Here is a 24,312-nt window from a genome sequence, read left to right as displayed (position 1 = left end):
TCGTTGAATATCAGTGGGGTGTCGTGAGGTCAGCGCTGCGGCATGTCCTTGTAGGAATAGCCCAGGCTCACGGCGGCGTCTTCGGGAATGGCAGGCACGGTGGCTTCCCAGTCCTGCCATTGCTGGCGCAGGGTGGCGAAGTGCTCGGGGTGTTTGGCGGCCAGGTTGGCGCGCTCCCGCGCGTCCTGACGGATGTTGAACAGGTACTCGTGCGCGTCCACCTTGAGGTATTTCCAGTCGCCGCGGCGCAGGGCGCGCTGGCCGCGGTGGTTCATGCGCCAGTAGAGCGGGCGTTCGAAGGTGTGGGCGGGGTTGCGCAGCACGGAGGCCAGCGAGACGCCGTCGATGGGATAGTCCGGGTGGGCCCGGCCGCCACCGATGTCGAGCAGCGTGGCCGACCAGTCCATGGTCATGCAGTGCTGGGCGCTCACGCTGCCGGCCGGGATCACGGCGGGCCAGTGCGCGATCCAGGGCACGCGGATGCCGCCTTCGGTCAGGTCCATCTTGCCGCCGACCAGGGGCCAGTTGTCGGAGAAGCGCTCTCCGCCGTTGTCGCTGGTGAAGACGATGAGCGTGTTCTCAAGCTGGCCGGTCTGGCGCAGCGCGGCCACGAGCTGGCCTATGCCTTCGTCCATGTGGTGGATCATGCGGCGGTAGATCTCGACGTTGCCGCCGTCGAGGTGGAAGAGATTGCCCAGCCCGGCCGCGACCTGCGCATCGTCGCGCGTCTCCCAGGGCCAGTGCGGCGCCGTGTAGTGCAGGCTCAGGAAAAAGGGCTTGCCTTCCCTGGCCTGCGGCGCCATGCGCTGCACGCAGTCCACGGCGCGGCTGGACAGCACATCGGTCAGGTAGCCGACCTCGCGGTGCGACTCTTCGCCGATGTAGAGGTCGTGGTCGCCCTTGCCCGAGCAGTGGGTGAAGTAGTCCACGCCGCCGGCCATGATGCCGAAGAACTCGTCGTAGCCGGATCGCAGCGGGCCGAAAGCGGGCGGGTAACCCAGGTGCCATTTGCCGATGAGGGCCGTGGCGTAGCCGGCCTCGCGCAGCAGCGAGGGCAGGGTGGGGATGTGCGTGGGCAGGCCCAGCGTGGTGCTGCCCTTGCTCTTGCTGCTGATGGGCTCTTCCATGCCGCCGCGCAGGCGGTACTGGTAGCGCAGCGTCATGAGCGCGAAGCGCGTGGGCGAGCAGACCGGGGAGTTGGCATAGCCCTCGGTGAGGCGCAGGCCGGCGGCGGCCAGGGCGTCGATGCGGGGCGAGACCGGGCCGAAGCCGGCTTCGCGGCCGCCGTAGCAGCCCAGGTCGGCATAGCCCAGGTCGTCGGAAACGATGTAGATCAGATTGGGTTTGCGGGACATGGACCAGAGCTTAAAAAGCTGCTATCCATTTGTAAAATTGAAATTCGTTATTTTGAAATAAAGAAAACATATGGATCCGCGACATCTGGTGCAGCTGGCCGCCATCCTGGAAAAAGGCTCGATCACCCAGGCCAGTCGCCATCTGCACCTGACCCAGCCCACGCTGACGCACAACATGCAGGCGCTGGAGATGCAGGCTGGGGGCCTGCTCTTCGAGCGCAGCCGCTTTGGGGTGCGCAGCACCCCGCTGGGCGAGATGCTGGCGCGCGAGGGCCGGGCCATTGCGCGGCGCCTGCAGGATGCGGCCGAGGTGAGCGCCCGCCACCGCAGCGGCCTGCGCAAGCAGCTGCGCCTGGGCAGCGGGCCCATCGTGGGCGCGGCGCTGCTGCCCGGCCTCACACAGGTCTTGCTGCAGCGTTACCCGGACATCGCGCTGAGCATCCAGAGCGACCGACCGCACCTGCTGGTCGAGCAGCTCATTGACGGCCGGCACGATCTGGTGATCGCCCCCTCCTGGCTGGACAAGCCGCCGCCTGGCATCGAGCGCTACCTGCTGGTGCAGGATGACCTGGGGGTTTTCTGCGGGCGTACGCATGCGCTGGCCGCGCAGGGCCGGATCGCGCCGGGCGCCGCGGACGGCATGCCCTGGATCAGCCTGGGCACGGCCTCGCCTTTTGACCAGGCCGTGCGCGAGATGCTCACCGCCGCCGGCGTGGGCAGCACACGCGCCGAGATCACCGTGCTGGGCGAAGCCTTCATGCTGCTGCGCATCCTCAGCGAAGGCGCGCACCTCTCGGTATTGCCTCACTTTCCCATGCGCCTGCTGCAGGCGCACTTCCCGCTGGTGGAGCTCAAGCTCGCGGCGCCGCCCCAGCCGCGGCCCATCTACCTCTGGTGCCGCAGCACGCTGCTGGAGGACCCGGGTTTTGTGGAGATGAAGAAGGCGATATTGGGGTATGCGGCGGGGGTGTGATTGGGTGCGGTGGGATTGCTCGAAATCCGTCTTGCGCGAACCCGGCGTGGGTTCTCACCCACCCATTGCGCCAAAAACAAAGCCCCGCAATGCGGGGCTAGTTTTTGGCGGAGAGGGTGGGAATGGAGAAAAACCAAACCATCCACAGCACTCGTTCTCTTGAAACCCGCACCAGCATTGGCTCTCCAGCCATCTGCCTAGTTTCGAGGCTTTTACGTGTGGGAAGCCTCTTGGGGCGTATTGTGGGAAGGTTTCGGTATCTTGGCAAGCACGCTAAACAGTCCCCAATTAGGGGGCAATCATCCGGTTGATTGCAGCCCTGCGATTGAGGCTGTTGTTTAGGAGGCGTCGTGAACGCATGGTCACGGCAATTGAGACCCGATCTGCCTTTTTCTTGATTCGTCTCACGGGAACAGGGACTTCCGAACCTGTGTCAGTCGCTTTGAGCTTAGACATCAACCAGCGAATTGATGGGTCAAGTTGGCTTGGGGTAAGGCCCTGCTGAATGTTGTCAAAACCCCGGACTACCAAGTAGACGCCAGCGGTTAGGAATGGAAGAAATTCGCTTAAATTCCAAATGGACGTGTCGGGCGAGTGCCGATAAGCCGCTACGACTAACCCAACCACTACTTCGGACGTCCCGTACACCACACGGAGTTCCCGTCTCAGTTGGAAGAGCATGAGGCCCAGCCCCAGAGCAAAAAAAACAATGAGTACTTCGTACCGAGTAATCGACAGCCAGAGATACAAGTCCTTTACGCCGACACCTACGCCATAGGAAAGAATCGCGAGAGCATACGTGTAGATCAGGATACGAAGAAAGTGCCTAAAGCTCGGAGTTGGGGGCGGTCTTCCAAACGCTTTAGCGAGCGAAAAGGAAAGATGGAGCAAATAGGAAAACCAGATAAAGGCCCAGATGCTTACATAGAAGAAAAAATCTTCGGCCGTTCTAGTCGCTACGGCACGAACAACAGACGCCAATACGGCAGAGGCCAGAACGGTAAAGTAAATCTTTATTCCCAACGGGAGCTTGGCGTCATTCATAAGCTACTCTCCTCTCGAATGTCGGTGGTCCCAAGGGGGCACCGGCTGGGCATCCTGCCAGAGACCTAAGCGCAGCTTTCTGGCCTCGTCCTCAGCGGCAGCGTAGGTAGCCCTGTCCTCGGCTGCTTGCTCACGCTGGTACGCCTTGTAGTGCCACGCTAGGCCCCTTCGGACCTGCTCAAGGTTTGCATCGAGGCCATCCACCAGTACCTTGCCGATGTCGCGCCCATAGCGGTCCTTCTTGGTGGCCTCTACGGTCACCTCGCGCTTGAACACGAGTTCGCTGAGGGACTCCTTGGACCGCTGGCCGAAGGCTTGGCGCTTCTCGGGGGCATCAATGCCAGCCAGGCGAATCGTTCGCTGAGTTTTGGGGGCGACAAGGACCGTGATGGTGTCGCCATCGGTAACGCCAACGACCTTACCCGTGAAGGCCTCGGCAGTGACGGCAAAAGCGAGGAGGGCCCCGAGAACTATCAAGGAAACTTTTCCGAGCATTGCCATCCCCATTTCCCTCTTGCTGCGTGGCTGTCAGAGCTTCCCAGCACTTCCGCTCATGTTTGAGTAGTACAAGATGGAGTGTTGTTCGAAGGATGTCGAACCCCAGAAGAGCGATTGAAGCCGGACGATAGTGGCACCTGTTCGCCACTCAGCACTCCCCATCTTGGAGCCGCGTTCGCCACCAAGGTAACTTGATACAGGCGGGCCATACCGATCAGTCAATGTGTCCTTGAGCTTGAGAAATGTGTCATTCCATCTCGCGTCTGGGGTTGAACTCGGCCTCACGTTAGGCGCTTCTGTCGAGTAATCAAGAGACACGTTGTCAAGTAGTCGCGTCTTCTTGGAAAAATTAAAGCTGAGCTTGAAGGGCATTCCCTCAACTTCGTAGGGCTCGACGTACAGGCCCTCACAGACTTGTTCCAGCTTGTCAGCAAACTGCTTTAAAGCTGAATCGCATATACGTCGTTTGGTCTGCCCCGCGAAGCGGGTCTCTATCTGAGCCTCAGTGGCTCCCCAAGGTAGCCCTTGGAAAATCGGTTCGGCTGCATTGGCCGTGGTTGCAAGCAGAAGCATCCCTGCGAAGTTGGCAAAGCGCTGTATCCATGGCGTTGTCCATGACATCGTGAGTCCCCCTGTGCTATCTGTTGTTCGCCCCGATCTTGCAACTATTCCAGAAGTGGAACGATCTGTTTATTTTCTAGGCATCGCCAGTGTACGGCAGGTTTTCCAGACGGAGAAGCACCGATGTGCATTCGCTACAGCCCGGGCATCCTCTGGGCCTGCAGCGATGTTGCTGCGCGAACCAGAACCACCAAGAACATGACACCCTTGACCATCTTCAAGTACAAGACCGCCTCTCGACTCGACGCGCTAGCAGTGCTAATTGCCAAGGTGCTGCCGATTGCTGATGCTGGGGTGTTCTACAACCCCAACAGGTCTTGGAGGCTCGATGCATGGAAGCAGGGGCGCTCGTGCCTCCTTGAGGTGGGCGGGTGGACATTTGACGTGGACTTGAGGTGACCTTGATGTATCCCCTTTGCGACTGCGTGACGCTTCAATTCCAATAAGGGAGATGCGATGAGCAAACTGTATGCGGCTGAGGTTGAGGATGCTGTAGCCTATTTCCTCGGGTACTGGGAAGAGCGAAAAGCTCCGCCTGATAGCTCTCTAGGTCGGGCGTGCAAGCTCCTAAACAAAGCACATCGACTGACGGTGCCTTTGCACGAGGAAACTCAACAGCAACTTGATGAGCTGCATGGATTCCTGATATGGGGCCGTCTAATGTTTGCAGCATCCCGCCTTGACCCACGCATACTTGCGCTAGAGAGACGATCCCAGCGGTTGAAGAACACTGGTGAGAAGCCGCTTGCGGGAACAGAAAGCCCTGGAGATTTTCATTGATGGGGTAGCCGCCATGCTTGCGGATGGACGGCAGCACCTCCTTGGTAACCCAGTCCTGAAACGCCTTGGCCTCGGGCTTGTCGGAGCGCATGATGAGCTTGTAGAGGCCGGACTCGGAGATGAACGTGAGGCTCGGCACCCGAGGCAGTCCCGCAATCAGATTGCGGTAGTCGTTTGCGCGGGTAGCAACGATCTGCTCGTCCGGCCCGAGCTTGCCAAGAACCATACGCACTGCGTCGGGGCTGTAGCCCATGGCAATGAGGCAATCCTTGGCGACGAACCACGGGTTGCCCTCGATGGTGACCACGCGGATGCTGGCGGTGTTGTAGAGATGGGTGGTGAGTGCAGAGCTGAACTGCCCCAGACAGGATTCGAACCTGTAAGTACTGACCCTAAGTCCAGTCGAACATCTTTCGAGAGGGTGCAGCAGCATCTTGACTGTGCCGCGTCTACCAATTGCGCCACCGGGGTGAGGCAATCATAGTCCCCGACTCTGCCGCAAAAATGTGAGCGGGTATCGGATAAGCCCAATCGGCCAGTTCCCCCCGTGGCCCCCTTAAAGCTGACCAATGGCCGCGCTTGGACTTTCAACATGACCTCTTCTACTGCACTCACCACTCGCACCTTCAACGGCACCCCCTTCGCCTTCCGCCAAGACGGCTGGTTCAATATGACCCAGGCAGCCAAGCACTTCGGCAAGGAAGCCAAAGAGTTCCTCCGCCTCCCCTCCACCCTTGAGTACATCGACGCGATGCAAAACGTGGGAATTTCCCACCTTTACGACGCCAAGCAGGGCCGCAGCGGCGGCACCTTCGCACACCCCAAACTGGCCGTGTTCTTCGCCCGCTGGCTGGACGTGCGCTTCGCTGTGTGGTGTGACGCAGTAGCAGGCAAAGAAAAGGGCCGTAGAGGCCCTTGTGGTGGTCCCGGCGGGGCCTCAGCCTGCGGCCACTACCCGCTGCACTACGGATACCCCGCAGCCGACCTCTCGGGCTATCTTGAGGATGCCAAGGTTCTCGGCTCTGAGCTTCCTTATCTGGGCCTCTACCTTGCTGCTGGCCTTGGGCCTGCCCAGGGTGACCGCCCTGCCGTTCTTGTTCTTCCCGGTCTCCTTGACCACGGCAAGGCCAGCCCTGACCCGCTCCCGAATCATCTCCCGTTCAAACTCAGCGAACACGCCCATCATCTGGAACATGGCCTTACCGCTCGGGGTGGTGGTGTCGATGCCCTGTTGATGCAAGTAAAGGTCTGTTCCCTTGGAATGAAGCTCCCCGAGCATCCCCACGAGGTCAACCAGTGACCGCCCCAGCCGATCCACAGACCACGAAGCCACGAGGTCAAACTCCCTGCGGGTGACTGCCTTCAACATGGCGTCGAGCTGGGGGCGGTCCTTCCTGCCCTTGGCCCCGCTGATGCCGTGGTCCACGTACTCGGTCACCACTTCCCATCCCTCTCTCTGGGCCACCGCCCGAAGCTCCTTGAGCTGGTTCTCCGTGGTCTGTGAGCCGGTCGAGACCCGGGCATACAGCGCAACCCTCAAGGGCTGCTTGTTCTTGGTCATGTCGTGTCCTCCATGCTGGTGAGCCGACATGATGCCCGAATGACATACGGAAATCAACTGTTTTGCGTATACAGGAAATCGAGGATGACACAAGGGGAGAGGGTGGCGCGATTTCCCACCGGGTTTTCCGTATAGGCGCCATAGACGCCCTCGAAGCCATCTTCGCAGTGCTGCATATTTGATAGCGCTTTTGAGTCATCAAATCACAATGCGAATCATGGGCTTAGCTCTAAAACAGGCCGTTTTTCACGACTAAAACCTCACCTTTGCCCAAACAAGAAAGCTAGGTGGATCGTTCTGCACTGCTTCAAGACTGCCGCCTAAAAGCCTACCTTTGCTAAACCGCCACCCTTGCTAAACCCCGACCCTTGCTAAACCCACATGTCGCCGATCTGGCTGCGTGTCCCCGTCCTCTCCTTGTTTTTTCAAATCCAGATGTCCCGATTTTTCGGGGCCAGCACATCCCCATGTCCAGAAGCAGAACACCAGTCCCCGACTACCAACGCCAGACCTACCACCTTCAAGGTTCGCACAGCAGCAACCCGGCAAAGCTCGACTACGGCAGTCATCTGCGGGCGCATTGGGCAGCCAAGTGGGTCCAGCTCCAAGGGAGCCTCAAGACGCCCCTGTCGGGGATCATCCGCAGGGCCTTGCAGGTCTACGTGGCACACCTCGAACAGCTACCGCCTGACATGGCCACCAGCGAGGTCCGCAGCGTGAAAACGGCTTGCCATGGCACCCACACACCACCCGATGAACAGGAAGCGGCTGAGGCCCGCCTAGGGGCCTCCAGCGGGGTCCTGCCGCCCTTCGATGTTGTCCTGCTCGGTGCGTACCAAGTAGCCGCCAGAACAGCCCTGCACAAGCACCTCGAACAGTTCAACCACATCCCCGCCAAGAAAGAACCCAAACCATGACCACCACTCAGGGACCCGCCTCTCGGGCCACCCTCCACGAGCTGTGGCAGTGCCTCCTCACGGCGCTGCTCAACAAGTCCAGCAAGGCCAAGCCCTCAGCAGAAATCCTCACCCTGGCCCGCGCCTTCCTGATTGACAACCACTACGTAGGGCCGGTGGACACCCCCAAGGTCCGCAAGCAGCTCGACAAGCTGCACGAGCTGTATCTCAAGGGGCTGATTGCCGCCCTGTCCGATGGCGCACCCAGCGCCTCGGTCCTCGCTGAGTACCGCATCTACAGGGAACAGGCCCAGCGCCAGCAGCAAGTGCTGGAGGCTGCCAAGACCATGCAGGCCCTACCCGCCACCGCCCCATTCAAAACGTCACATTGATGTCATCCACCAAGCCCCCCAACGAGGTCGTTTCCTCGCTTTGGTTCAAGTACCACACCACCCGGGAATCAACTCTCATGCAAGACGCCACTGCCCTGCAAATCGCCATGCGTAGCCTGCTCCGAGACCGCTACTGGCTCACCGACTGCACCCCCTTGGGGCCGGTTGCCATCAAGAACATCCGTACCCGTATGGCGCTGCGAAACCCTCGGGATGTCATCACACAGGAAGAAGTGGACGAACTGCTCACCCCAGAGTTTGGCTTCGAGCGGGCAACCACGCCCGATGGCGAAATCATCGGCTGGCACATGCCGGAGCTGGTACAGCATCGCGGCGTGATGCTGGAAGCGCGGGAGCAAGAGCGGGCCAAGAAGCGTGCTCAACGAGCAAAGCAGCTTGCCCCAGCGGACGCGCCTCAAGGCCCCGTCAGGGCCAGCACAGCAGGCGGGGAGGATGACTTCTAAATTGTCCCCGCTCTGTCCCGAGGGACACCGGAAATGTCCCCCGGTTGTCCTGAAATGTCCTCGGCTTAGAGATAGAGGTAGATGTAGAGGAAGACATAAATAGAGAAGCACTTCTTCAAGACCGCAGCAGACCGCATCTGGACAGATGACAGCTGCTGGAGACCTTGAACACGGCTTCGCCGATAGACCACGCTTCCTCATTGTTTGAATTCCCTGGGTAGGTATTCAACCTACGCACAGAACCATCAAGCAAGAGTCACCCCTTCAACAACGCCTGCTGCCCTCTGGGACAGAGGACAACAGCAGGACAGCTTGAAGAATCCCTCTAGGACACCGCAGAACCTCCGTCCCTGCCTGTCCTTCCCAGCTTCCCACGGCCCCACAAGGGCCACCTCGCGCCCCGCCTCGGGGACACCCAGCAGCCAGCCACCACGAGTGGCTTTTGGTCGTCTGGTTCTCATTCCCTCCCAACCAATGAACCACACCCACCCCTATTTCCCCGGGCCACCGCGCCCCAAGTCCGCAACCGAGGCCAAGGCCCGCAACTCCCTCCGGTACTGCAAGGCGCAAGGATGCACCGAGCATCGTCAGGGCCTCGACGCCTTCTGTCCCGTTCATCAGTCCGTCTATCGCAAGTACGGCCACCCGCACGCGCACCCCATCAAGGCAGCTCAGTACACCCGCTACCGCAAGGAGGTCGCTGCGGTCTTCGAGGTCAACCAGAGCCATCCCGGCTATGCGGCTGCCCTCGACTACCTGACCCGCTGGATGCATGGCGCTGCTGCAGCTGAGGACTCCTTCAAGGGAGCGCCGGAAATTGCCCGACTGGTTCGCCATGGGGTCAGCCCCCGGGATTTGCTCGTGGAGGTCTGCGCCTTCTGGTGCTTTCTCCAAGACAACCCACGGGCACTGCCTGACAAGCGCTCGGAGGACTTCGGCCTCTCACGGGCGGTCATGCATCTGGCCCCGAGGCCCCGTCGGTTCACCCGCGAGGCTGTCGCGAAGGGCACCACGGGATATCCGTTGCGCCCCAAGTTCTCCGCACTGGATTCCCTCGGGGCCTGGCTGCGGTCTGTGCTGGCGTCTTTCCTGGTGAATGTCGCTGAGGCGGTAGCCACCAAGGAGACCCGAGCGGCTGAGACCTTGGCGCAGCTACGAGCGCCGCTGGTAAGCCCTACGGCGGTCTATCTCAATGACGCGGCAGCGAAGCACAGCAGCCCGAGCACGGCCCTGCCGTTCACCACAACCCCAGCCCCTTAACCGAATGTCAACCTACACCCTCAACCAAATGGCCGCACAGGCCCCACGAGGCCCCAAAGCGGTCCTGCGAGATGCAGCCATCGCCGCCGGTCTGAAGAGCTACGCAGTGCCTCTCTGCGGCGGTGGCTTCACTGACCATCACCGCAGCGTGACATCAGGCCGCTGCATTGACTGCCGTAAGGCTCGCGGAAAGCGCCTTGCAGCAGCCCTGCGGGCCGAATCCCAATCCATCTAACCATCACGAAAGCAACCACCATGACCAACGACAACACCGCCCAGATGACCATCAGCCAGCAGGGCAACATCACCCGCATGACCATCGGCCAGCCCGCAGCCGCCCCCACCGAGGTCCAGCACGAGGCAGCGAGGGTCCATCAAGGTCCCACCAGATTCAACATGGGTTACGGCGAGGTCACCCAAAGCAGCGTTACCAAGTACACGGTAGGTCAGGACCGCGATACATCCTCGGTCGCGGCCACCCTCCAGCGTTTGAATGGCGCAGATACCGTAGAGCTGATCCCCGGCAATTCCGCAAGCCGCACCCACATCCGGCAAGCCATCGCGGATGGCCTGATTGAGCCAGCTGGTCCGGGCCTGTGGCGAGACCGTACTGCAGCAACTCCCAGCGAGGGCGCATCAAGCCCCGCAGCGGCTGCCCCTGCAACAGCACCCAAGGAGGCCCCCGTGGACCCCGGCGCGGGAGTGTTCTCGCTGGAAGAGGATGCACTGTGGGCCGAGGACATCGAGCCGCTGGCGCAGAGCGCGTATGACGCTGCGGCCTCTTCTGTGACCGTGGCTGTCCTCTCCGGGGCTGACAGCCTCGACAAGGCGGCAATGAACCTGGCCGAACAGGCTGCCATCTCGCCCGAGCTGGCCTCTGAGTACGTCAATGAGGGCTACGCCATGCACGAGCGGATCGTGGCGCGCGAAGTGGCAGCCATGGGCGTTGATGAAACGCAGAAGCCTGCCTTCTATGCCTGGTTGCGTGAGAACAAGGGCCGAGCGCTGCAGGGAGCAATCCAGTCGCTGGCCGTGGGGCGGGATGTCACGCCCTTCAAGACCTTGGCGCTGGAGTTCAAGCGTCACCACTGAGCGTCTACACACGCTCATCACCACAAGAGGCCCTTCGGGGCTTTTTTCTATTTCTGAGAACCAATTTCTATGAATCGAATTTCAACCGTGGCTGAACTCAGCTTCCCTGTGGTCCCGCCGCTGACCTTTCTTGGCCGGGATGTGGCTTTGCCTAGGGCAGAGCTTGGCGATGTCGTGACGCTCACCGAACCACTGCAGCGCCCCGCAGGCGTTACCTACTTCAGCTACGTTCCCGAGGCGGGGACTGTACGTGTCTGCTGCCGTAACCACACCGTGGGACTCATCGCGGTCCCTGCGAGGTCCTACGGGGTCACCATCGAGAAAGATGCGGGGTAACCCATGTGCTACCTACCGCTAGCAACCTTGGCCATCTCTGCCTACACGGCAATGCAGACGCACAACAACCAGCAAGATGCCGCCAACAAGCTAGGCGAGGCCATCAAGCAGACCCGCGATGCGGCCCGCATGGATGCAGAGCGAGAGCAGCAGCAGGCTGCCGAAGCTGCCGCAGGCGAGGCCAACGCTCACTCGCTGCAGGCCTTGAAGGATATGGCTGCCTTTGATGCCGTTGCTGGCGAGTCTGGTGGCGGCGTCTCAAGCCAACGTGGCGGTGCAGCCATTGGCATCCAGAACGGTCAGGACCTGGCCACGGTGCGCTCCAACGCGCAGCGTACTCAGGCCGAGATTGCCATGGGTGACCTCGCTGCAGGAAGCCGGGCGCAGCAGCAGATGGCCTCCATACAGCGCCCCAGCGCCATCGGCACCTACCTGACCATCGCTGGTCATGGCGTGGACTACATGAAGGCTAGGGCAAAGGAAAGGAACGGCACTGGGGAGCGTAAGGCCGACTGATTGGGGCTGTCTAGCGCCTGTTTTGGCCAAGCAGGCGTAGTTGCTATATTCGTGCAGATATGACTATCTACTCAGACTCAATCTCAATTCCCAGGGATGGCCATCTGGGTGGTGGGACATGGAATATCACTGGTCTTCGAGACATCTCGGTGATAGTTGGTAAGAACGGCTCAGGAAAGAGCCTTTTGCTGAGAGGGTGGCGAAATGCGACGCCTCAGCATGTCCACTACATCGTCCCAGAGCGAACAGGTGAGATTGACTTTCAGCCTCAATACTTGCAGGAGGAGGTCAATGGCCAAGCGCGCGTCGGCTCAGCTTCGAGGAACTTCTCTACAGAATACAGGCGAAGGATCGTAAGCCGAATTCAAACCTACTTTATGAAGCGAGGTAGCTCACGCGGGGAAAGCGTACCGTTGGGCTCTCCGGATGACATTGAGTCCATGCTCAATGTGCTCCTGCCTGATTTCGCGCTTCAACTAACGGTTGAGTCAAATCCGCCGTTCAAGCTGACCAGAAGTTCGACTGACCAACAAATTACTCAAGTTGATCACTTAAGTAGTGGTGAAGCGCAGCTTGTAAGCATTGGACTGGATGCACTGACCATTGCTTCTATCTGGGAGATTGAGGCCGGCCCCACGCGAATTCTGCTGATTGATGAACCAGATGCTCATATCCATCCAGATTTGCAGGCTCGTTTCGCTGATTTTCTTGTAAAGGTTGTTGAACGGTACAAGTTGCAAGTCGTGGTCGCAACTCACAGCACCTCGCTTCTGACGGCGCTCGCTCAATTTGGCGGCGAAAAGACGGGGACGCTGTTTCTTACAAAGGGAAAGAATGAGTATAAGGTTCAAGCTCCTTCAGCTGTTACTCAAGAGCTAGCAGCTTGCCTTGGCGGCCACGTATTGATGGGGCCTCTTTTCGGTGCGCCGTTATTGCTTGTTGAAGGAGATGACGACTACAGAATTTGGAGTCAAGTCCCGCGACACCACATTATTTCCGTCGCGGTCATACCTTGCCATGGTGCGGCCCAAGTCAAGAAGTACCAGCAGAACCTTGAGAGAATTTTTTCGTGTTTAGCTGACAAGCCTGCAACCCCGAACGGATTCGCGTTGCTCGATGGTGACCAAGCGCTGCCCGTCGCCAACCCGGAGAACCCTCAAGCGTACATAGCGTTTCTCCAGTTGGGATGTCGTGAGACGGAAAACTTGTACTTAACTGATGAGGTCTTGGCGTTGCTGGGTTTTGACTGGCAGGCCGCGAAGACCAAGATTACTGGTGCTGCTCATCTATACCCCACAAAGCAGGCGCAGCTTGCTGCTGCTGAAGCCTGGGACCGAAAGACGGTTGATTTAAAGGGGCTAATCGAGCCAATTGCTGCGATTCTCGATGCAAAAAATCTACCTTGGACAACTCGGGTCTCTTATGCAATTGGGCATGCTAAGCCGACAGGCCAACTTGCGGAGTTCTTGGGGCATGGCTTGCTTCAGGCACTGTGGCCGCAATGAGCTGATCAATAGATACTCTGATCTTGGCGGGCCAGCCCCCGATGGGCCGGGTCAACCACCCCACACAGGGGCCTTGTACACACGAGGCAGCTTCAAGCCTTCATAGGCAATCTTCGAGGCCGTCCCTACGAAGTCCGAGGGCTGGACCCGTGCGTACGTCCCGGCTCCCATACCCTCTGGCTTGTGCCCCAAGTAGCGGTCAATGTAGAGCTGCCCCTCTCGCTCCCGTTGCAGCTTGGTTTCCACCGTGTTACGCCATCCGTGGAACGTGTTTTCAGGCCCGAAACCAGCAGCAGTCTTGAACTTGCCAAACCAGCTCGACACTGGCCCGCCTGCGTTGTTGTTGTCCGTGACTGTGAGTGACGGGAACAGCCGTGCAGCTCCACGCGCCTTCATGTCTCGTGCGTAGTCCAACAGCCCCAGTCTCACGAGTTCAGGGTGAACGGGGATGACGCGCTTGGAGGGGCCTGTAGGGCCACCCTTGAGTCGCTGCCAGCTCGGCTCAGTGACCGCGAACCGGAAGCACCACAGCCCCTCCATCTCTTGGATGTCATCAGGCAAGAGCTGGGCTATCTCCGTGGCTCTGGCCCCCGTGTACGCACCGATCAGCGGGCACCAGTAGGCAGCATCAAGCCCCGCGTTCTTGCTTTTGGGCAGCTCGTAGCTCTGGAACAGGGGCAGCCCGAAGAGTTTCACCACTTGCGGGTCCTTCCACTCCTCTCGGATGGTGGCTTCGTTCGTCGTGATGGAGAGGTTCTTCCATGGGTTGGCTGCGACGCGCTGGTAGTTGTTGACCTCGAAGTTGAGGAGGATGTTCACCCACAACAGCTGGTCACCGGCAGCCCGGGAAGACATGTCCGAGGCAAGCAGCTTCTTCCTGTACTCGGCACCACCGGCCCGATTCAGGCTTCCTACGCTGGGGTCCCCAGTAACGGCCTCGAATCGTTTCACGGCAAGCTCTGCCTTACCTACCGTCTTGGGTGGCCTATTCGGCTCGTACTCTTTCCAGAGCTGCAGGACATCGCGCAGCTTGAGCTGCTCCGCAGTCTTCTTGCTGGGGTCTGTAGTGGCCTCCTTGTGGGCCTTGAGGCTGGCTGGTGGTTGCTCTGGTGCGGGCGTATCTGCTGGCGACCCTTTCACCCGCTGCTGTACCTGCTCAAGGGCCTTCCCGTAGAACGTGGCCCATCTGTAGACCATGAGGCGCAACTCGTCGCGGTCCTTGGGAGCCTTCAAGCCATGAGCACCTAGGTCCGCCTCGAATCGCTTGAAGAGCTGTCCAAGGTTGTCACCAGAGATTGCCTCGGTAACTTCGCCGTCCAGGTCCAAGAGCATGGATGACCAAACAGCGTAGCTATCTGAGCGGCTCCCTTGAGACCGCGCTTGCTCGTCGTTGAGCAGCAGCTCACGGGCACCCTCCCGAGCAATGTGGGTCACCTCTTCCATCGTAGGGGTCCGCTTGGGCAGCGCGGGGGCCACTGGGGCGGTGGCCTCAAGCCCCAGCTCGTGCAGTTGGCTTTGGAACAGACCTGTGTAGTGTGCCGCCAGCTCCCGGGCCTTGATGGCTGCTTGGGGCTGACTTAGCCGGCCCAGTGACTGGGTAATCTCGGCGCGGCCAAATGCCTCGATGAGCGCCGTGGGGACCCTGATCCGGAAGTAGTACGAGTGGCCTTTCCGTACGAGATACGGGACCTTCTTTGCCATTTCTGCCATCCTTGAATTCTCCCATCGGTCCAAGCCCTGTGTGGGAAGGAATGTGGGAAGGTTTCGGGGAAGGCAGGTGGGAGGAGCGCTAGTGCTGGTGCGGGTGTGAGGGACTTCAGAGGAGAAATCCCTCACATCGCAGGTTTTGGCGGAGAGGGTGGGATTCGAACCCACGGTAGGGTTGCCCCTACGCCTGATTTCGAGTCAGGTACATTCGACCACTCTGCCACCTCTCCGGCTTTGTGGAAGTGCGTATTGTAGCAGCGCGCCGCAGGCTCTTTTGGGGCGCCGGGGGCGTCAGGCCGCGGCTGGGCGCAGCAGACGGTGGGCAGGGGCCGGTGGGGTGGGGCTGGGAGCCAGGCTGAGCTCGCGGCGCTTGCGGATCCAGGCCATGGGCGTGGTGCTCAGGAACTTGAAAAAGAGCGCGTTGAGGGTCTGGTGGTCCAGGCCGCTCTGGGCCATGAGCTCCTGCCAGCCTATGGGCTCGTGCAGGTGGGCCTCGATCCAGGTGCAGAGTTCGTCAAAGGTCTGCCGGTGGTCCGACAGGGCGACCTGCTTGCGTGTGACAGCGGTGCGGGTAACGGGCATGGAAACGGACATGGAACGGCACTCCTCAGCTTGGTGGGTAGCCGCTGCCAGCAAGAACCGTACCCGTGGCAGATGCGGGGACGGTTGGAGGCTCAGGGATCAGTCTTTGGCGGCCAGCAGCAGTTGTAGCGCAGAGTAGACCTCATCCACGTTACTCAATTGTTGCAAAGGTATCTCTTGGAGCAGGGGGGGCAGGGGACCGGTCTGTTCCTGCAGCCGTTTGACCACCTGACCGGCCTCCTTGGGGCTGTCGTAGGCCTTGCTCTGCAGCAACAGCCTGCCCTGCGCATCCAGGAATTTGAAATAGAACTTGCCGTCGCTCTCGCGGTACTGCTTGAAGCTGGGCAGGGCGGTCTTGTCCTTTTTGCCGGCCTTGGCCCCGGCCTGGGCCCGCAGGTCGCGCAGGCCCACGGCGTGGCGCAACCGGGTGGTGAAGGGGGTGGCGATGGCGCGGGCCCTGGCCGCGCCGGCTTTGAGCATCTCTTCCAGGCGCTCGGGGTGGCTGATGAGCGTTTCGTAGGCTTCGCGTTTGGGCGCGATTTCCTGGTCGATGCGCTCGAACAGGTTGGTCTTGGCCTCGGCCCAGGCGATGCCATTCGCATAGGCCTGCCGCAGTTTCGCGGTTTCCTCGGGGGTGGCGAAGGCCTGGTAGATCTGGAACAGGGCTGAGCCCTCGGTGTCCTTGGGTTCGCCGGGTGCGCGTGAATCGGTCTTGATGCCGGCGATGAGCTTCCTGATCTGCTCGCGCGGGGCGAAGAGCGGAATGGTGTTGTCGTAGCTCTTGCTCATCTTGCGGCCGTCGAGGCCGGGCAGGGTGGCCACGCTCTCCTCGATCTGCGCCTCGGGCAAGACGAAGTGCTCGCCGTAGAGATGGTTGAAGCTGGCGGCGATGTCGCGCGCCATCTCGATGTGCTGGATCTGGTCACGTCCCACGGGCACGCGGTGGGCGTTGAACATCAGGATGTCGGCCGCCATCAGCACCGGGTACATGAAGAGGCCGGCGGTCACGTCGGCATCCGGGTCCACGCCGGCGGCGTTGTTCTTGTCCACCGAGGCCTTGTAGGCATGGGCGCGGTTGAGCAGGCCCTTGCCGCAGACGCAGGTGAGGAACCAGGTCAGCTCGGGGATCTCGGGCACGTCGGACTGGCGGTAGAACGTGACGCGCTCGGGGTCCAGGCCGCAGGCGATCCAGCTCGCGGCGATCTCCAGCGTGCTGCGCTGGATGCGCGCGGGTTCGTCCACCTTGATGAGCGCGTGGTAGTCGGCCAGGAAGTAATAGCTCTGCACCCCGGCGGCGCGGCTGGCCGCGATGGCCGGGCGGATGGCGCCCACGTAGTTGCCCAGATGGGGCGTGCCCGAAGTGGTGATGCCGGTCAGGACGCGGACGGTGCTCATGGCGGGGGGTCAGTGCAGGAGGAGGGACAGGGGCGTGAGCAGGAGATCCAGCAGGCCGTAGGTCAGGCCCATGACGGGCTGCATCCAGAGGGTGCTGACGATGCCGGTGAGCACCAGGGCCATCACGATGAAAAAGCCCCAGGGTTCGATGCGGGAGACCAGGGCCGCCTGCTTCCAGGGCAGCAGGCCGACCAGGATGCGCCCGCCGTCCAGCGGCGGCAGCGGGAAGAGGTTGAAGGCGAACATCACCACGTTGACCAGCACACCGGCGCGGCCCATCTCCAGGAAGAAACGCTCCCGCACGCCGGCGGCCACCAGCAGGTACATCAGCGCACCCCACAGCAGGGCCTGCAGCAGGTTGGCGCCCGGGCCGGCCAGGGCCACCCAGACCATGTCGCGTTTCGGGTTCCTCAAGAGGTCGAAGCGCACCGGCACCGGCTTGGCATACCCGAAAAGAAAGGCGCCGCTGGTGGCGAAGTACAGCAGCAGCGGCATCAGCAGGGTGCCCACCGGGTCGATGTGCCTGATGGGGTTGAGCGTGATGCGCCCCATCATGGCGGCCGTGTTGTCGCCGAAGTGGCGGGCGGCGTAACCGTGGGCGGCCTCGTGCACGGTGATGGCGAACAGCACCGGCAGGGCGTAGATGAGGACGGTTTGAATCAGGTTGTTGATATCCACGGGGTCGATTGTCTCAGATGGATGACGCGCGCTGCGCGCGCATGATTTCGCTGCTGCGCAGCTTCGATGACGGAACGACTCGAATCATGCGGGCGTAGCCTGCGTCATCAGGGTCGCGCAGCGGCAAGGTCATTCTGTCATGGGTGTTCAGAGGCCCAGCGCGGCCGGGTCGCCGCGGCCGCGGCGCAGCACCTCGGGCGCCTCGCCGCTGAGGTCGATCACCGTGGTGGGTTCGTGGGGGCAGGCGCCGGCGTCGATCACGGCGGCCAGCTGGTGCTCGTAGCGCTCGCGGATCTCCTGCGCGTCGTTCAGCGGATCGGTCTCGCCGGCCGGGATCAGGGTGGTGGCCAGCAGGGGGCCGCCGCTGTGCAGGGCCAGCAGCGCGTGCAGCACCTTGTGCTCGGGCACGCGCAGGCCGATGGTCTTGCGCGCGGGGTGGCTCACGCGGCGCGGCACTTCCTTGGTGGCTTCGAGGATGAAGGTCCAGGGGCCGGGCGTGGCGGCCTTGAGCAGGCGGTACTGCCGGTTGTCCACGCGCGCATAACTGGCCAGTTCGGCCAGGTCGCGGCAGAGCAGGGTAAGGTGGTGCTTGTCGTCCACCTGGCGGATGCTGCGCAGGCGGTCGGCGGCAGCCTTGTCATCGAGATGGCAGACCAGGGCGTAGCTGGAGTCGGTGGGCACGGCCACCACGCCGCCTTTTTCGAGCAGGGCCGCGGCCTGTTTGAGCAGGCGGATCTGCGGGTTGTCGGGGTGGACGTCGAAGTACTGGGCCATGGCGCCGGGGTGCTCAGACTTCCATGGGTTCGAGTTTGGCGCGGCTTTCGCGCACGGCCAGCCAGGTGCTGGCCGCGCCGCAGGCGGCGATCAGCGCCATGCCCAGCAGGGACCAGCCATCGGGGATGTGGTGGAACACCAGCCAGCCGGCCAGCATGGCGAAGGCGATCTGCACATACAGCAGCGGCATCAGCGTGGCCGCCGGCGCGCGGCGGTAGGCCATGATCAGCAGGAAGTGGCCGATGGTGCCCATGAGGCCCATGAGCACCAGGGCCGTCCACTCGCCCAGGGTCTGCGGCGTGACCCAGACGAAGGGCAGGGCCAGGGAGGCCAGGATGGCGCCCACCCAGCCGGTGTAGGCGTGCATGGTCACGGCGTCCTCGGTCTGCACCATGCGGCTGGTGAGGATCTGGAAGGCCGAGTGGGTGGCCACCTGGGCCAGCGGCAGCAGGATGTACCAGTCGAACAGGCCGCCACCGGGCCGCACGATGACCAGGGTGCCGGAAAAACCGCCGGCCACCAGGATCCAGCGCAGGGTCGAGACATGTTCGCCCAGCAGGGTGGCCGCCAGCAGCGTGACCACCAGCGGCGTGATCATGGCGATGGCCGTGAATTCGCCGATGGGCATGTAGGACACGCTCAGGAAGGTCAAGAGGCTGGTGACCAGCAGCAGCACACCGCGCAGCAGATGGGCGCCGAGGCGCTGCGTGTGAAAAATGACCCGGCCCCGCTGGGGAAACATCACGGCCGTGGTGATCACGGCCTGGAAGATGTAGCGGAACCACAGGCCCAGCAGCACGGGCAGGGTGAGGGACACGACCTTGGCCGATGTGTCGAGGGTGGCAAAGCAGGCCAGGGCGGCAAGCGCGAACAGCATGCCGCCCAGGAAATGGGGGTGTTTCATTGTTGGATACGGTCGGCCAGCAGTTCCCACACGGGGGTCAGTTCGCCGGGCAGGTAGGGCAGGGCGCCCAGGTCGGTGTGGGATTCGTCGGGGCTGTGGAAGTCGCTGCCGCGCGAGGCGGCCAAGTCGAATTCGCGCGCCATGTCGGCGTATTTCACATACTCGGCGGCGGTGTGGCTGCCGGTCACGACTTCAACGCCGCGGCCGCCATGGGCCCTGAACTCGGAGAACAGCGCGTATTCCTCGGTGGGCGTGAAGTTGTAGCGGGCCGGATGGGCGATCACGGCGACGCCGCCGGCGTTCCCGATCCAGTGCACGGCGTCGCGCAGCGTGGCCCAGCGGTGCGGCACGAAACCGGGCTTGCCTTCGGTCAGGTATTTGCGGAAGACCTCGTTGGTCTCGCGGCAGACGCCGCTCTCCACCAGGAAACGCGCGAAGTGGGTACGCGAGATCAGCTCGGGGTTGCCGGCGTACTTGAGGGCGCCCTCGTAGGCGCCGTGGATGCCCACCGCCGCCAGGCTGGCCGACATTTCTTGCGCGCGTGCGCCGCGGCCGCCGCGCGTCTGGCGCAGGCCGGCCTGCATGCGTTCGTCCTCGGCGTCGAAACCCAGGCCCACGATGTGCACGGTCTGGCCGGCGAAGGTGATGGAAATTTCGGTGCCCGTCAGGTAGGGCAGGCCGTGCGAACGGGCAGCCGCCAGGGCGCGCTGCTGGCCGCCGATCTCGTCGTGGTCGGTCAGGGCCCAGAGCTCCACGCCATTGGCATGCGCACGTGCCGCCAGCGCCTCGGGTGTGAGGGTGCCGTCGGAGACGACGGAATGGCAATGCAGGTCGGCGTTGAGGATGGAGCTCACTCGGGCATTTTAGGCCTTGCGCCCGGCGCTTGCAGGACGGTCGGGGACTGGCACAATGCCTGCATGCGGTATTCCATCGAGCCCCCGCTGTCAGGTCCTGCAGCCTGTGTTCGGGACGCAGTTCGTTTTCGGGGCTGATGCCCGCGCGCATGATGTCGATCGACCTGCGCTCCCTTGTGCTCATGAGCGGCCTGATGGGCCTGCTGCTGGCCTTCATGACATTTTTCCTGCGGCTGAGTTACCCCCGCAGCATCCGCGGCCTGGGCCTGTGGGCCGCTGCACCGGCCTGGGTTTTCCTGTCCACGCTGCTGTTCGCGGGGGGCGGCATCTTTCCTGATTTCCTGGCCATCGTTGTGGCCAACCTGGTCATCCTGACCGGGGTGATCTGCTACCACGCGGGTATCGTGCGGTTCTTCGGCGGGCGCCCCGCCTGGTCGCTCTGGATCGCGCTGCTGGTGCTGATGACGCCGCCGCTGTACTGGTACGCCCTGGTCGAGCCGAGCTACAACGCCCGCCTGGTCCTGGTCTGCCTGGTGTGGGCCGGCATTTTTCTGTCCATGGCCTGGCGTATCTGGCGGCAAGGGCCGGCCACTTTCTCCGCCCGCTTCACGGCCATCGTGCTGGTGGTGCATGCCGCCGTGCTGCTGTTGCGTTTCTTCTCGGCCTGGAGGCCGCTGGCCGAGGAGGGCCTGTTCACGCCCACGCGCGTGCAGACCCTTTACGTGGGCTCCAACGCCTTGATGCTGCTGGCCCTGGGCATGGGGCTGATCCTCATGGCCGGCGACCGTCTGCGTGCGGAGTTCGAGCACCTGGCCTCGCACGATGCGCTGACCAATGTGCTGACGCGGCGTGTGTTCCTGGACGCCTGCGAGCAGGAACTGGCGCGCTGCCGCCGCCATGGGCGCAGCATGGCCCTGCTGCTGCTGGACATCGACCACTTCAAGGCCATCAACGACACCCATGGCCACCAGATGGGCGACCGCGTTCTGGTCGATCTGGTGGGCCGCGTCGCGTCCCTGCTGCGCCGGCCCGATCAGTTGGCGCGCTTCGGGGGAGAAGAGTTCGTGCTGCTGCTCCCGGAGACCAGCCAGGAAGAGGCCATCACCGTGGCCGAGCGCATCCTGGCCCATGTGGCCGAACCGCGCGATGGCCTGCCGCCCATCACGGTCAGCATCGGCGTGGCGACCAACCGATCCGACGAAGACCGTATGGACGCGCTGCTGGCGCGCGCCGACAAGGCGCTGTACAAGGCCAAGGACGAAGGGCGCAACCGCATCGAGGTGGCCTGAGGCCGCGTCCTGCTGGCGCTCAGACCTGCGCGCCCTCGACCAGGAACCGCACGCGGCGCAGGCCCTGCCACTCGTCGGCGTCGAGCCGGAAAGCCAGCAGCACGCGCGCAGGCAAAGGGTCGGTGTGGCCGAACCAGATGCCGTCCACGGGCTGGCCCTGGTGCTTGAGCTTGAGCGCCAGGTGTTTCTCGCCCACCAGGCGCTGCGAAATCACTTCCACCTCCTCGCTGAAGGTGGGCGGCGCAAAACCCTGGCCCCAGACCTCGCGCTGCAGCGTGTCCACCATGTCGGCGCGGCGGTATTCCACGGGCAGGGCGCCGTCGGTTTCCAGGCGGCGCGTCAGCGTGGCGGCGTCCAGCCATTCCTGCGCCACTTCGGCCAGGCCCTGCTCGAAGGTGTCGAAGTGTTCCTCGGCGATGGTGCAGCCCGCTGCCATGGCGTGGCCGCCAAAGCGCAGCAGCACACCGGGGTAACGCTTGGCCACCAGGTCCAGCGCGTCGCGCAGATGAAAACCGGGGATGGAGCGGCCCGAGCCCTTGAGCTCGTGTTCCTTGCCCGGGGCCTGGCTGGCGGCGAAGACGAAGCTCGGCCGGTGCAGCTTGTCCTTCAGGCGCGAGGCCACGATGCCCACCACGCCCTCGTGAAAATCGGGGTCGAACACGCACAGGGCCGGCGGCGGTTCCTCGGATTCGTCGAACATGGACTCGACGATGGCCATGGCCTGCTCGCGCATCTCGCCCTCGATCTCGCGGCGTTCGCGGTTGATGCCGTCCAGGGTCTTGGCCAACTCAGTCCCGCGCGCCGCATCGTCGGTCAGCAGGCATTCGATGCCCAGGGTCATGTCGGCCAGGCGGCCGGCCGCGTTGATGCGCGGGCCCAGGGCAAAACCGAAATCGAAAGTGGTGGCGGTGGCGGCCTTGCGCCCGGCCACCTCGAAAAGTGCGGCCAGACCCGGCGGCAGGGCGCCGGCGCGCACGCGCTTGAGGCCCTGCGCGACCAGGCGGCGGTTGTTGGGATCGAGCCTGACCACATCGGCCACCGTGCCCAGGGCCACCAGGGGCAGCAGGGTGTCCAAGCGGGGTTCCGGAATCGTTCGAGCCGATAGATTTTCCGTTCGGGCTGAGCCTGTCGAAGCCCCTGCCGGCCCTTCGACAGGCTCAGCCCGAACGGAGAAAGCCCCGCGCTGACGCAGCTCGGCGCGCAGGGCCAGCAGCACATAGAACATCACGCCCACCCCGGCGATGGACTTGCTCTCGAAGCCGCAGCCCGGCTGGTTGGGGTTCACGATGACCTCGGCATCGGGAAGGATGACGGCCCCCACGCTCGGCGCATGCGCGTCCCCGCTGCCCCCCGAGGGGACGCTCGCCGTCTTGGGGCGGCCCGGCGACGGCGCGGTGGCCGGCAGATGGTGGTCCGTCACCAGCACCTGCAGGCCCAGTTCGTTCGCGGTGCGCACGCCTTCGACGCTGGCAATGCCGTTGTCCACGGTGATCAGCACCTCCGCGCCGCTGTCCTTGACGCGGCGCGCGATCGGCGGCGTCAGGCCGTAGCCGTCCACCACGCGGTCGGGCACGAGGTAAGTGACGTTCTGCGCGCCCAGCATGCGCAGGCCGCGGAGGCCCACGGCGCAGGCCGTGGCGCCGTCGCAGTCATAGTCGGCCACGATGCAGAGTTTCTTGTTCTGGCTGATCGCATCGGCCAGCAGCACGGCCGCCTCGGCCGCGCCTTTGAGTGTGGCGGGCGGCAGCAGACGGGCCAGGGCATCGTCCAGTTCTTCCTTGCTGGACACACCGCGCGCGGCGTAGAGGCGAGCGAGCAGCGGATGCACGCCCGCCTGTTCCAGCGCCCAGGCGGCGCGCGGCGGAATGTCGCGGGTGACGATTTTCATGGAGCGACGAGTAGGTCGGAGGCTTGCTGCGGCCTGAAACGCTGCAACAGGCGTGTCCAGGCGCTGCGGGGTGCGGGCGTGTAACGGCGTGCCTGTAGCTCGCCGCAGAGCGTGAGGGTGACGTCCTGGCCCGCGCCCAGTGCTGCCTGCAAGGGGGCCAGTTGCGCATCCAGTGTTTGCCAGGCCTGTGCCCAGGCACGCCAGTCACCGCGCTGGGCGGGCCGCACCAGCGCATCGAGCACGGTCAGGTCTTGCGTGGGGGTGGGCGCCGCAGCCAGCGCGCCGCACCCGCTGAGCCAGAAGGAGTTGACGGCCAGGGCCCGGCGTTCGGAGCGCGCATCGGTCACGGCGTGGGTGTAGAGCAGCATCTGCATTTCGTTCTGCAGGCGGCGCAGCAGGGGCGAGGCCGGCAGCCAGGCCGCCACGTTGCGGCCGATCACGCGTTCCGGTGCGGCGCCGGTCAGACCTTGCAGCGGCTCGCCCCTGACCAGCCAGCGCAGTGGCTGGTCGTAGTGCAGGGTGAGGCCATCCTCGGCAAAGAAGGGCGACATGGCGGCCAGCAGCGCGCGCGCTTCGTCCTCGCGCAGGTCCAGCTCCTGCGGGTCGCGCAGGCTCACGCGGGCCTGGCCCACTTCCCAGTGCACCGGGGTCACGAAACCCCAGGCCCCGCTGCCGGCGCCGGGCAGCTGCAACTCGTGCGCGCGCAGCGCGGCCCAGGCGGGCGCCTGAGGGTCCAGGCCGCGCGCTGCGGCGAGCAACTGTTCATGAGCGCCAAGCGGGCTGTCTTCGGGCAACTGCAGCAGGGTCTGCGGCGCCAGGCGCTGCAGCAGGCCCTGCAACTGCGGGAGCTGCAGCGCGCGCAGCGGTGCGCGTGCGGCCTCGTCGTCGCTCAGGGCGTGGGGGATCAGGAGGTGCATGGACGGTATTGTCGCGCGCCTCACTCATAAT

At 63.1% G+C, this 24,312-nt stretch carries 25 protein-coding genes, 1 tRNA gene and 1 pseudogene; 11 read left to right on the top strand and 16 right to left on the bottom strand.

From position 1 onward, the window contains the following. Positions 1-29: 29 nt before the first annotated feature. Positions 30-1,355 (bottom strand): sulfatase family protein, encoded by a 1,326-nt coding sequence (locus ACYVH8_RS04670; protein WP_460487718.1) that lies wholly within the window; start codon positions 1,353-1,355, stop codon positions 30-32. A gap of 70 nt (positions 1,356-1,425) precedes the next feature. On the opposite strand from ACYVH8_RS04670, the gene ACYVH8_RS04665 reads away from it, so the two are divergent. Next, positions 1,426-2,328: a LysR family transcriptional regulator gene (locus ACYVH8_RS04665; RefSeq protein ID WP_460487717.1), complete on the top strand. Its 903-nt coding sequence runs from the start codon at positions 1,426-1,428 to the stop codon at positions 2,326-2,328. Between the two features lie 288 nt (positions 2,329-2,616). Here the strand turns inward: ACYVH8_RS04665 and ACYVH8_RS04660 are convergent, their stop codons facing one another. Genes ACYVH8_RS04660 through ACYVH8_RS04650 form a run of 3 tightly spaced genes read right to left on the bottom strand, consistent with a single transcriptional unit; the run spans position 2,617 to position 4,491 of the window. Then, positions 2,617-3,372, bottom strand: coding sequence for a hypothetical protein (locus tag ACYVH8_RS04660; RefSeq protein ID WP_460487716.1), 756 nt, complete (start codon positions 3,370-3,372; stop codon positions 2,617-2,619). A 3-nt stretch (positions 3,373-3,375) separates the two neighbouring features. Further along, on the bottom strand, positions 3,376-3,873 hold the full coding sequence (locus tag ACYVH8_RS04655) for a thermonuclease family protein (RefSeq protein ID WP_460487715.1): 498 nt from the start codon (positions 3,871-3,873) through the stop codon (positions 3,376-3,378). 27 nt (positions 3,874-3,900) lie between these two features. Continuing rightward, entirely contained in the window at positions 3,901-4,491 is a 591-nt protein-coding gene (locus ACYVH8_RS04650; protein WP_460487714.1) for a hypothetical protein, read from the bottom strand. Between the two features lie 207 nt (positions 4,492-4,698). Between ACYVH8_RS04650 and ACYVH8_RS04645 the strand changes: the two genes are divergently transcribed. Further along, positions 4,699-4,890, top strand: coding sequence for a hypothetical protein (locus ACYVH8_RS04645; protein ID WP_460487713.1), 192 nt, complete (start codon positions 4,699-4,701; stop codon positions 4,888-4,890). A 34-nt stretch (positions 4,891-4,924) separates the two neighbouring features. On the opposite strand, the gene ACYVH8_RS04640 is transcribed toward ACYVH8_RS04645, so the two are convergent. Continuing rightward, a complete protein-coding gene (locus tag ACYVH8_RS04640; RefSeq protein ID WP_460487712.1) occupies positions 4,925-5,578 on the bottom strand; it encodes a BRO-N domain-containing protein in 654 nt (217 codons plus the stop codon). A 285-nt stretch (positions 5,579-5,863) separates the two neighbouring features. On the opposite strand from ACYVH8_RS04640, the pseudogene ACYVH8_RS04635 reads away from it, so the two are divergent. Next, positions 5,864-6,142 (top strand): annotated as a pseudogene (locus tag ACYVH8_RS04635) (KilA-N domain-containing protein); the annotation flags it as partial. 66 nt (positions 6,143-6,208) lie between these two features. On the opposite strand, the gene ACYVH8_RS04630 reads toward ACYVH8_RS04635, so the two are convergent. Then, positions 6,209-6,832 carry a recombinase family protein gene (locus tag ACYVH8_RS04630; protein WP_460487711.1) on the bottom strand — a complete coding sequence of 208 codons (624 nt, stop codon included), beginning with the start codon at positions 6,830-6,832 and terminating at the stop codon, positions 6,209-6,211. 467 nt (positions 6,833-7,299) lie between these two features. Between ACYVH8_RS04630 and ACYVH8_RS04625 the strand changes: the two genes are divergently transcribed. From ACYVH8_RS04625 to ACYVH8_RS04595, 7 genes are all read left to right on the top strand, one after another. Next, a complete protein-coding gene (locus ACYVH8_RS04625; protein ID WP_460487710.1) occupies positions 7,300-7,749 on the top strand; it encodes a hypothetical protein in 450 nt (149 codons plus the stop codon). Next, on the top strand, positions 7,746-8,120 hold the full coding sequence (locus ACYVH8_RS04620) for a hypothetical protein (protein WP_460487709.1): 375 nt from the start codon (positions 7,746-7,748) through the stop codon (positions 8,118-8,120). Before ACYVH8_RS04625 ends, ACYVH8_RS04620 begins: the two co-directional genes overlap by 4 nt. A 77-nt stretch (positions 8,121-8,197) precedes the next feature. Beyond that, the gene (locus tag ACYVH8_RS04615) at positions 8,198-8,584 is read left to right on the top strand and encodes a hypothetical protein (protein WP_460487708.1); all 387 of its coding nucleotides are present in this window, start codon (positions 8,198-8,200) and stop codon (positions 8,582-8,584) included. A gap of 474 nt (positions 8,585-9,058) precedes the next feature. Beyond that, positions 9,059-9,844, top strand: a complete 786-nt coding sequence (locus ACYVH8_RS04610) for a hypothetical protein (RefSeq protein ID WP_460487707.1) — start codon at positions 9,059-9,061, stop codon at positions 9,842-9,844. A 255-nt stretch (positions 9,845-10,099) separates the two neighbouring features. Continuing rightward, a complete protein-coding gene (locus ACYVH8_RS04605; protein ID WP_460487706.1) occupies positions 10,100-10,936 on the top strand; it encodes a hypothetical protein in 837 nt (278 codons plus the stop codon). Positions 10,937-11,275: 339 nt separating this feature from the next. Continuing rightward, positions 11,276-11,788 carry a virion core protein, T7 gp14 family gene (locus ACYVH8_RS04600; RefSeq protein WP_460487705.1) on the top strand — a complete coding sequence of 171 codons (513 nt, stop codon included), beginning with the start codon at positions 11,276-11,278 and terminating at the stop codon, positions 11,786-11,788. 59 nt (positions 11,789-11,847) lie between these two features. Continuing rightward, positions 11,848-13,293 carry an ATP-dependent nuclease gene (locus tag ACYVH8_RS04595; RefSeq protein WP_460487704.1) on the top strand — a complete coding sequence of 482 codons (1,446 nt, stop codon included), beginning with the start codon at positions 11,848-11,850 and terminating at the stop codon, positions 13,291-13,293. Between the two features lie 51 nt (positions 13,294-13,344). Here ACYVH8_RS04595 and ACYVH8_RS04590 read toward each other — a convergent pair whose 3' ends face one another. The 8 genes from ACYVH8_RS04590 to ACYVH8_RS04555 form a co-directional block, all read right to left on the bottom strand. Continuing rightward, complete coding sequence (locus ACYVH8_RS04590; RefSeq protein WP_460487703.1) at positions 13,345-14,994, bottom strand: DUF6538 domain-containing protein; 1,650 nt, start codon at positions 14,992-14,994, stop codon at positions 13,345-13,347. 146 nt (positions 14,995-15,140) lie between these two features. Next, a tRNA-Ser gene (locus ACYVH8_RS04585) sits at positions 15,141-15,230 on the bottom strand. A 61-nt stretch (positions 15,231-15,291) separates the two neighbouring features. Continuing rightward, complete coding sequence (locus ACYVH8_RS04580) at positions 15,292-15,594, bottom strand: hypothetical protein (RefSeq protein ID WP_460487702.1); 303 nt, start codon at positions 15,592-15,594, stop codon at positions 15,292-15,294. Between the two features lie 87 nt (positions 15,595-15,681). Continuing rightward, positions 15,682-16,977, bottom strand: coding sequence for a tryptophan--tRNA ligase (locus ACYVH8_RS04575; RefSeq protein WP_460487701.1), 1,296 nt, complete (start codon positions 16,975-16,977; stop codon positions 15,682-15,684). A 9-nt stretch (positions 16,978-16,986) separates the two neighbouring features. Beyond that, positions 16,987-17,655: a site-2 protease family protein gene (locus tag ACYVH8_RS04570; protein WP_460487700.1), complete on the bottom strand. Its 669-nt coding sequence runs from the start codon at positions 17,653-17,655 to the stop codon at positions 16,987-16,989. A 147-nt stretch (positions 17,656-17,802) separates the two neighbouring features. Beyond that, complete coding sequence (locus ACYVH8_RS04565; RefSeq protein WP_460487699.1) at positions 17,803-18,429, bottom strand: L-threonylcarbamoyladenylate synthase; 627 nt, start codon at positions 18,427-18,429, stop codon at positions 17,803-17,805. A gap of 13 nt (positions 18,430-18,442) precedes the next feature. Next, a complete protein-coding gene (locus ACYVH8_RS04560) occupies positions 18,443-19,333 on the bottom strand; it encodes a DMT family transporter (RefSeq protein WP_460487698.1) in 891 nt (296 codons plus the stop codon). Next, positions 19,330-20,187: a 3',5'-nucleoside bisphosphate phosphatase gene (locus tag ACYVH8_RS04555; protein WP_460487697.1), complete on the bottom strand. Its 858-nt coding sequence runs from the start codon at positions 20,185-20,187 to the stop codon at positions 19,330-19,332. Before ACYVH8_RS04555 ends, ACYVH8_RS04560 begins: the two co-directional genes overlap by 4 nt. A 149-nt stretch (positions 20,188-20,336) precedes the next feature. Between ACYVH8_RS04555 and ACYVH8_RS04550 the strand changes: the two genes are divergently transcribed. Beyond that, positions 20,337-21,476 carry a GGDEF domain-containing protein gene (locus ACYVH8_RS04550; protein ID WP_460487696.1) on the top strand — a complete coding sequence of 380 codons (1,140 nt, stop codon included), beginning with the start codon at positions 20,337-20,339 and terminating at the stop codon, positions 21,474-21,476. A 19-nt stretch (positions 21,477-21,495) separates the two neighbouring features. On the opposite strand, the gene ACYVH8_RS04545 is transcribed toward ACYVH8_RS04550, so the two are convergent. After that, on the bottom strand, positions 21,496-23,364 hold the full coding sequence (locus ACYVH8_RS04545) for a single-stranded-DNA-specific exonuclease RecJ (protein WP_460487695.1): 1,869 nt from the start codon (positions 23,362-23,364) through the stop codon (positions 21,496-21,498). Next, positions 23,361-24,281, bottom strand: a complete 921-nt coding sequence (locus ACYVH8_RS04540; RefSeq protein WP_460487694.1) for a phosphoglycerate mutase — start codon at positions 24,279-24,281, stop codon at positions 23,361-23,363. Before ACYVH8_RS04540 ends, ACYVH8_RS04545 begins: the two co-directional genes overlap by 4 nt. Positions 24,282-24,312 lie beyond the last annotated feature (31 nt).

This window comes from Curvibacter fontanus (assembly GCF_054780335.1).
The sequence above is the reverse complement of the archived record's forward strand: the minus strand, read 5'-3'. Positions and strand labels throughout refer to the sequence as shown.

Bases quoted from the DNA above. Each gene is read 5' to 3' on its own strand.
- ACYVH8_RS04670 (WP_460487718.1), bottom strand. From the start codon at position 1,355: ATGTCCCGCAAACCCAATCTGATCTACATCGTTTCCGACGACCTGGGC.
- ACYVH8_RS04665 (WP_460487717.1), top strand. From the start codon at position 1,426: ATGGATCCGCGACATCTGGTGCAGCTGGCCGCCATCCTGGAAAAAGGC.
- ACYVH8_RS04660 (WP_460487716.1), bottom strand. From the start codon at position 3,372: ATGAATGACGCCAAGCTCCCGTTGGGAATAAAGATTTACTTTACCGTT.
- ACYVH8_RS04655 (WP_460487715.1), bottom strand. From the start codon at position 3,873: ATGGCAATGCTCGGAAAAGTTTCCTTGATAGTTCTCGGGGCCCTCCTC.
- ACYVH8_RS04650 (WP_460487714.1), bottom strand. From the start codon at position 4,491: ATGTCATGGACAACGCCATGGATACAGCGCTTTGCCAACTTCGCAGGG.
- ACYVH8_RS04630 (WP_460487711.1), bottom strand. From the start codon at position 6,832: ATGACCAAGAACAAGCAGCCCTTGAGGGTTGCGCTGTATGCCCGGGTC.
- ACYVH8_RS04625 (WP_460487710.1), top strand. From the start codon at position 7,300: ATGTCCAGAAGCAGAACACCAGTCCCCGACTACCAACGCCAGACCTAC.
- ACYVH8_RS04620 (WP_460487709.1), top strand. From the start codon at position 7,746: ATGACCACCACTCAGGGACCCGCCTCTCGGGCCACCCTCCACGAGCTG.
- ACYVH8_RS04615 (WP_460487708.1), top strand. From the start codon at position 8,198: ATGCAAGACGCCACTGCCCTGCAAATCGCCATGCGTAGCCTGCTCCGA.
- ACYVH8_RS04610 (WP_460487707.1), top strand. From the start codon at position 9,059: ATGAACCACACCCACCCCTATTTCCCCGGGCCACCGCGCCCCAAGTCC.
- ACYVH8_RS04605 (WP_460487706.1), top strand. From the start codon at position 10,100: ATGACCAACGACAACACCGCCCAGATGACCATCAGCCAGCAGGGCAAC.
- ACYVH8_RS04600 (WP_460487705.1), top strand. From the start codon at position 11,276: ATGTGCTACCTACCGCTAGCAACCTTGGCCATCTCTGCCTACACGGCA.
- ACYVH8_RS04595 (WP_460487704.1), top strand. From the start codon at position 11,848: ATGACTATCTACTCAGACTCAATCTCAATTCCCAGGGATGGCCATCTG.
- ACYVH8_RS04590 (WP_460487703.1), bottom strand. From the start codon at position 14,994: ATGGCAAAGAAGGTCCCGTATCTCGTACGGAAAGGCCACTCGTACTAC.
- ACYVH8_RS04580 (WP_460487702.1), bottom strand. From the start codon at position 15,594: ATGTCCGTTTCCATGCCCGTTACCCGCACCGCTGTCACACGCAAGCAG.
- ACYVH8_RS04575 (WP_460487701.1), bottom strand. From the start codon at position 16,977: ATGAGCACCGTCCGCGTCCTGACCGGCATCACCACTTCGGGCACGCCC.
- ACYVH8_RS04565 (WP_460487699.1), bottom strand. From the start codon at position 18,429: ATGGCCCAGTACTTCGACGTCCACCCCGACAACCCGCAGATCCGCCTG.
- ACYVH8_RS04560 (WP_460487698.1), bottom strand. From the start codon at position 19,333: ATGAAACACCCCCATTTCCTGGGCGGCATGCTGTTCGCGCTTGCCGCC.
- ACYVH8_RS04550 (WP_460487696.1), top strand. From the start codon at position 20,337: ATGATGTCGATCGACCTGCGCTCCCTTGTGCTCATGAGCGGCCTGATG.
- ACYVH8_RS04545 (WP_460487695.1), bottom strand. From the start codon at position 23,364: ATGAAAATCGTCACCCGCGACATTCCGCCGCGCGCCGCCTGGGCGCTG.
- ACYVH8_RS04540 (WP_460487694.1), bottom strand. From the start codon at position 24,281: ATGCACCTCCTGATCCCCCACGCCCTGAGCGACGACGAGGCCGCACGC.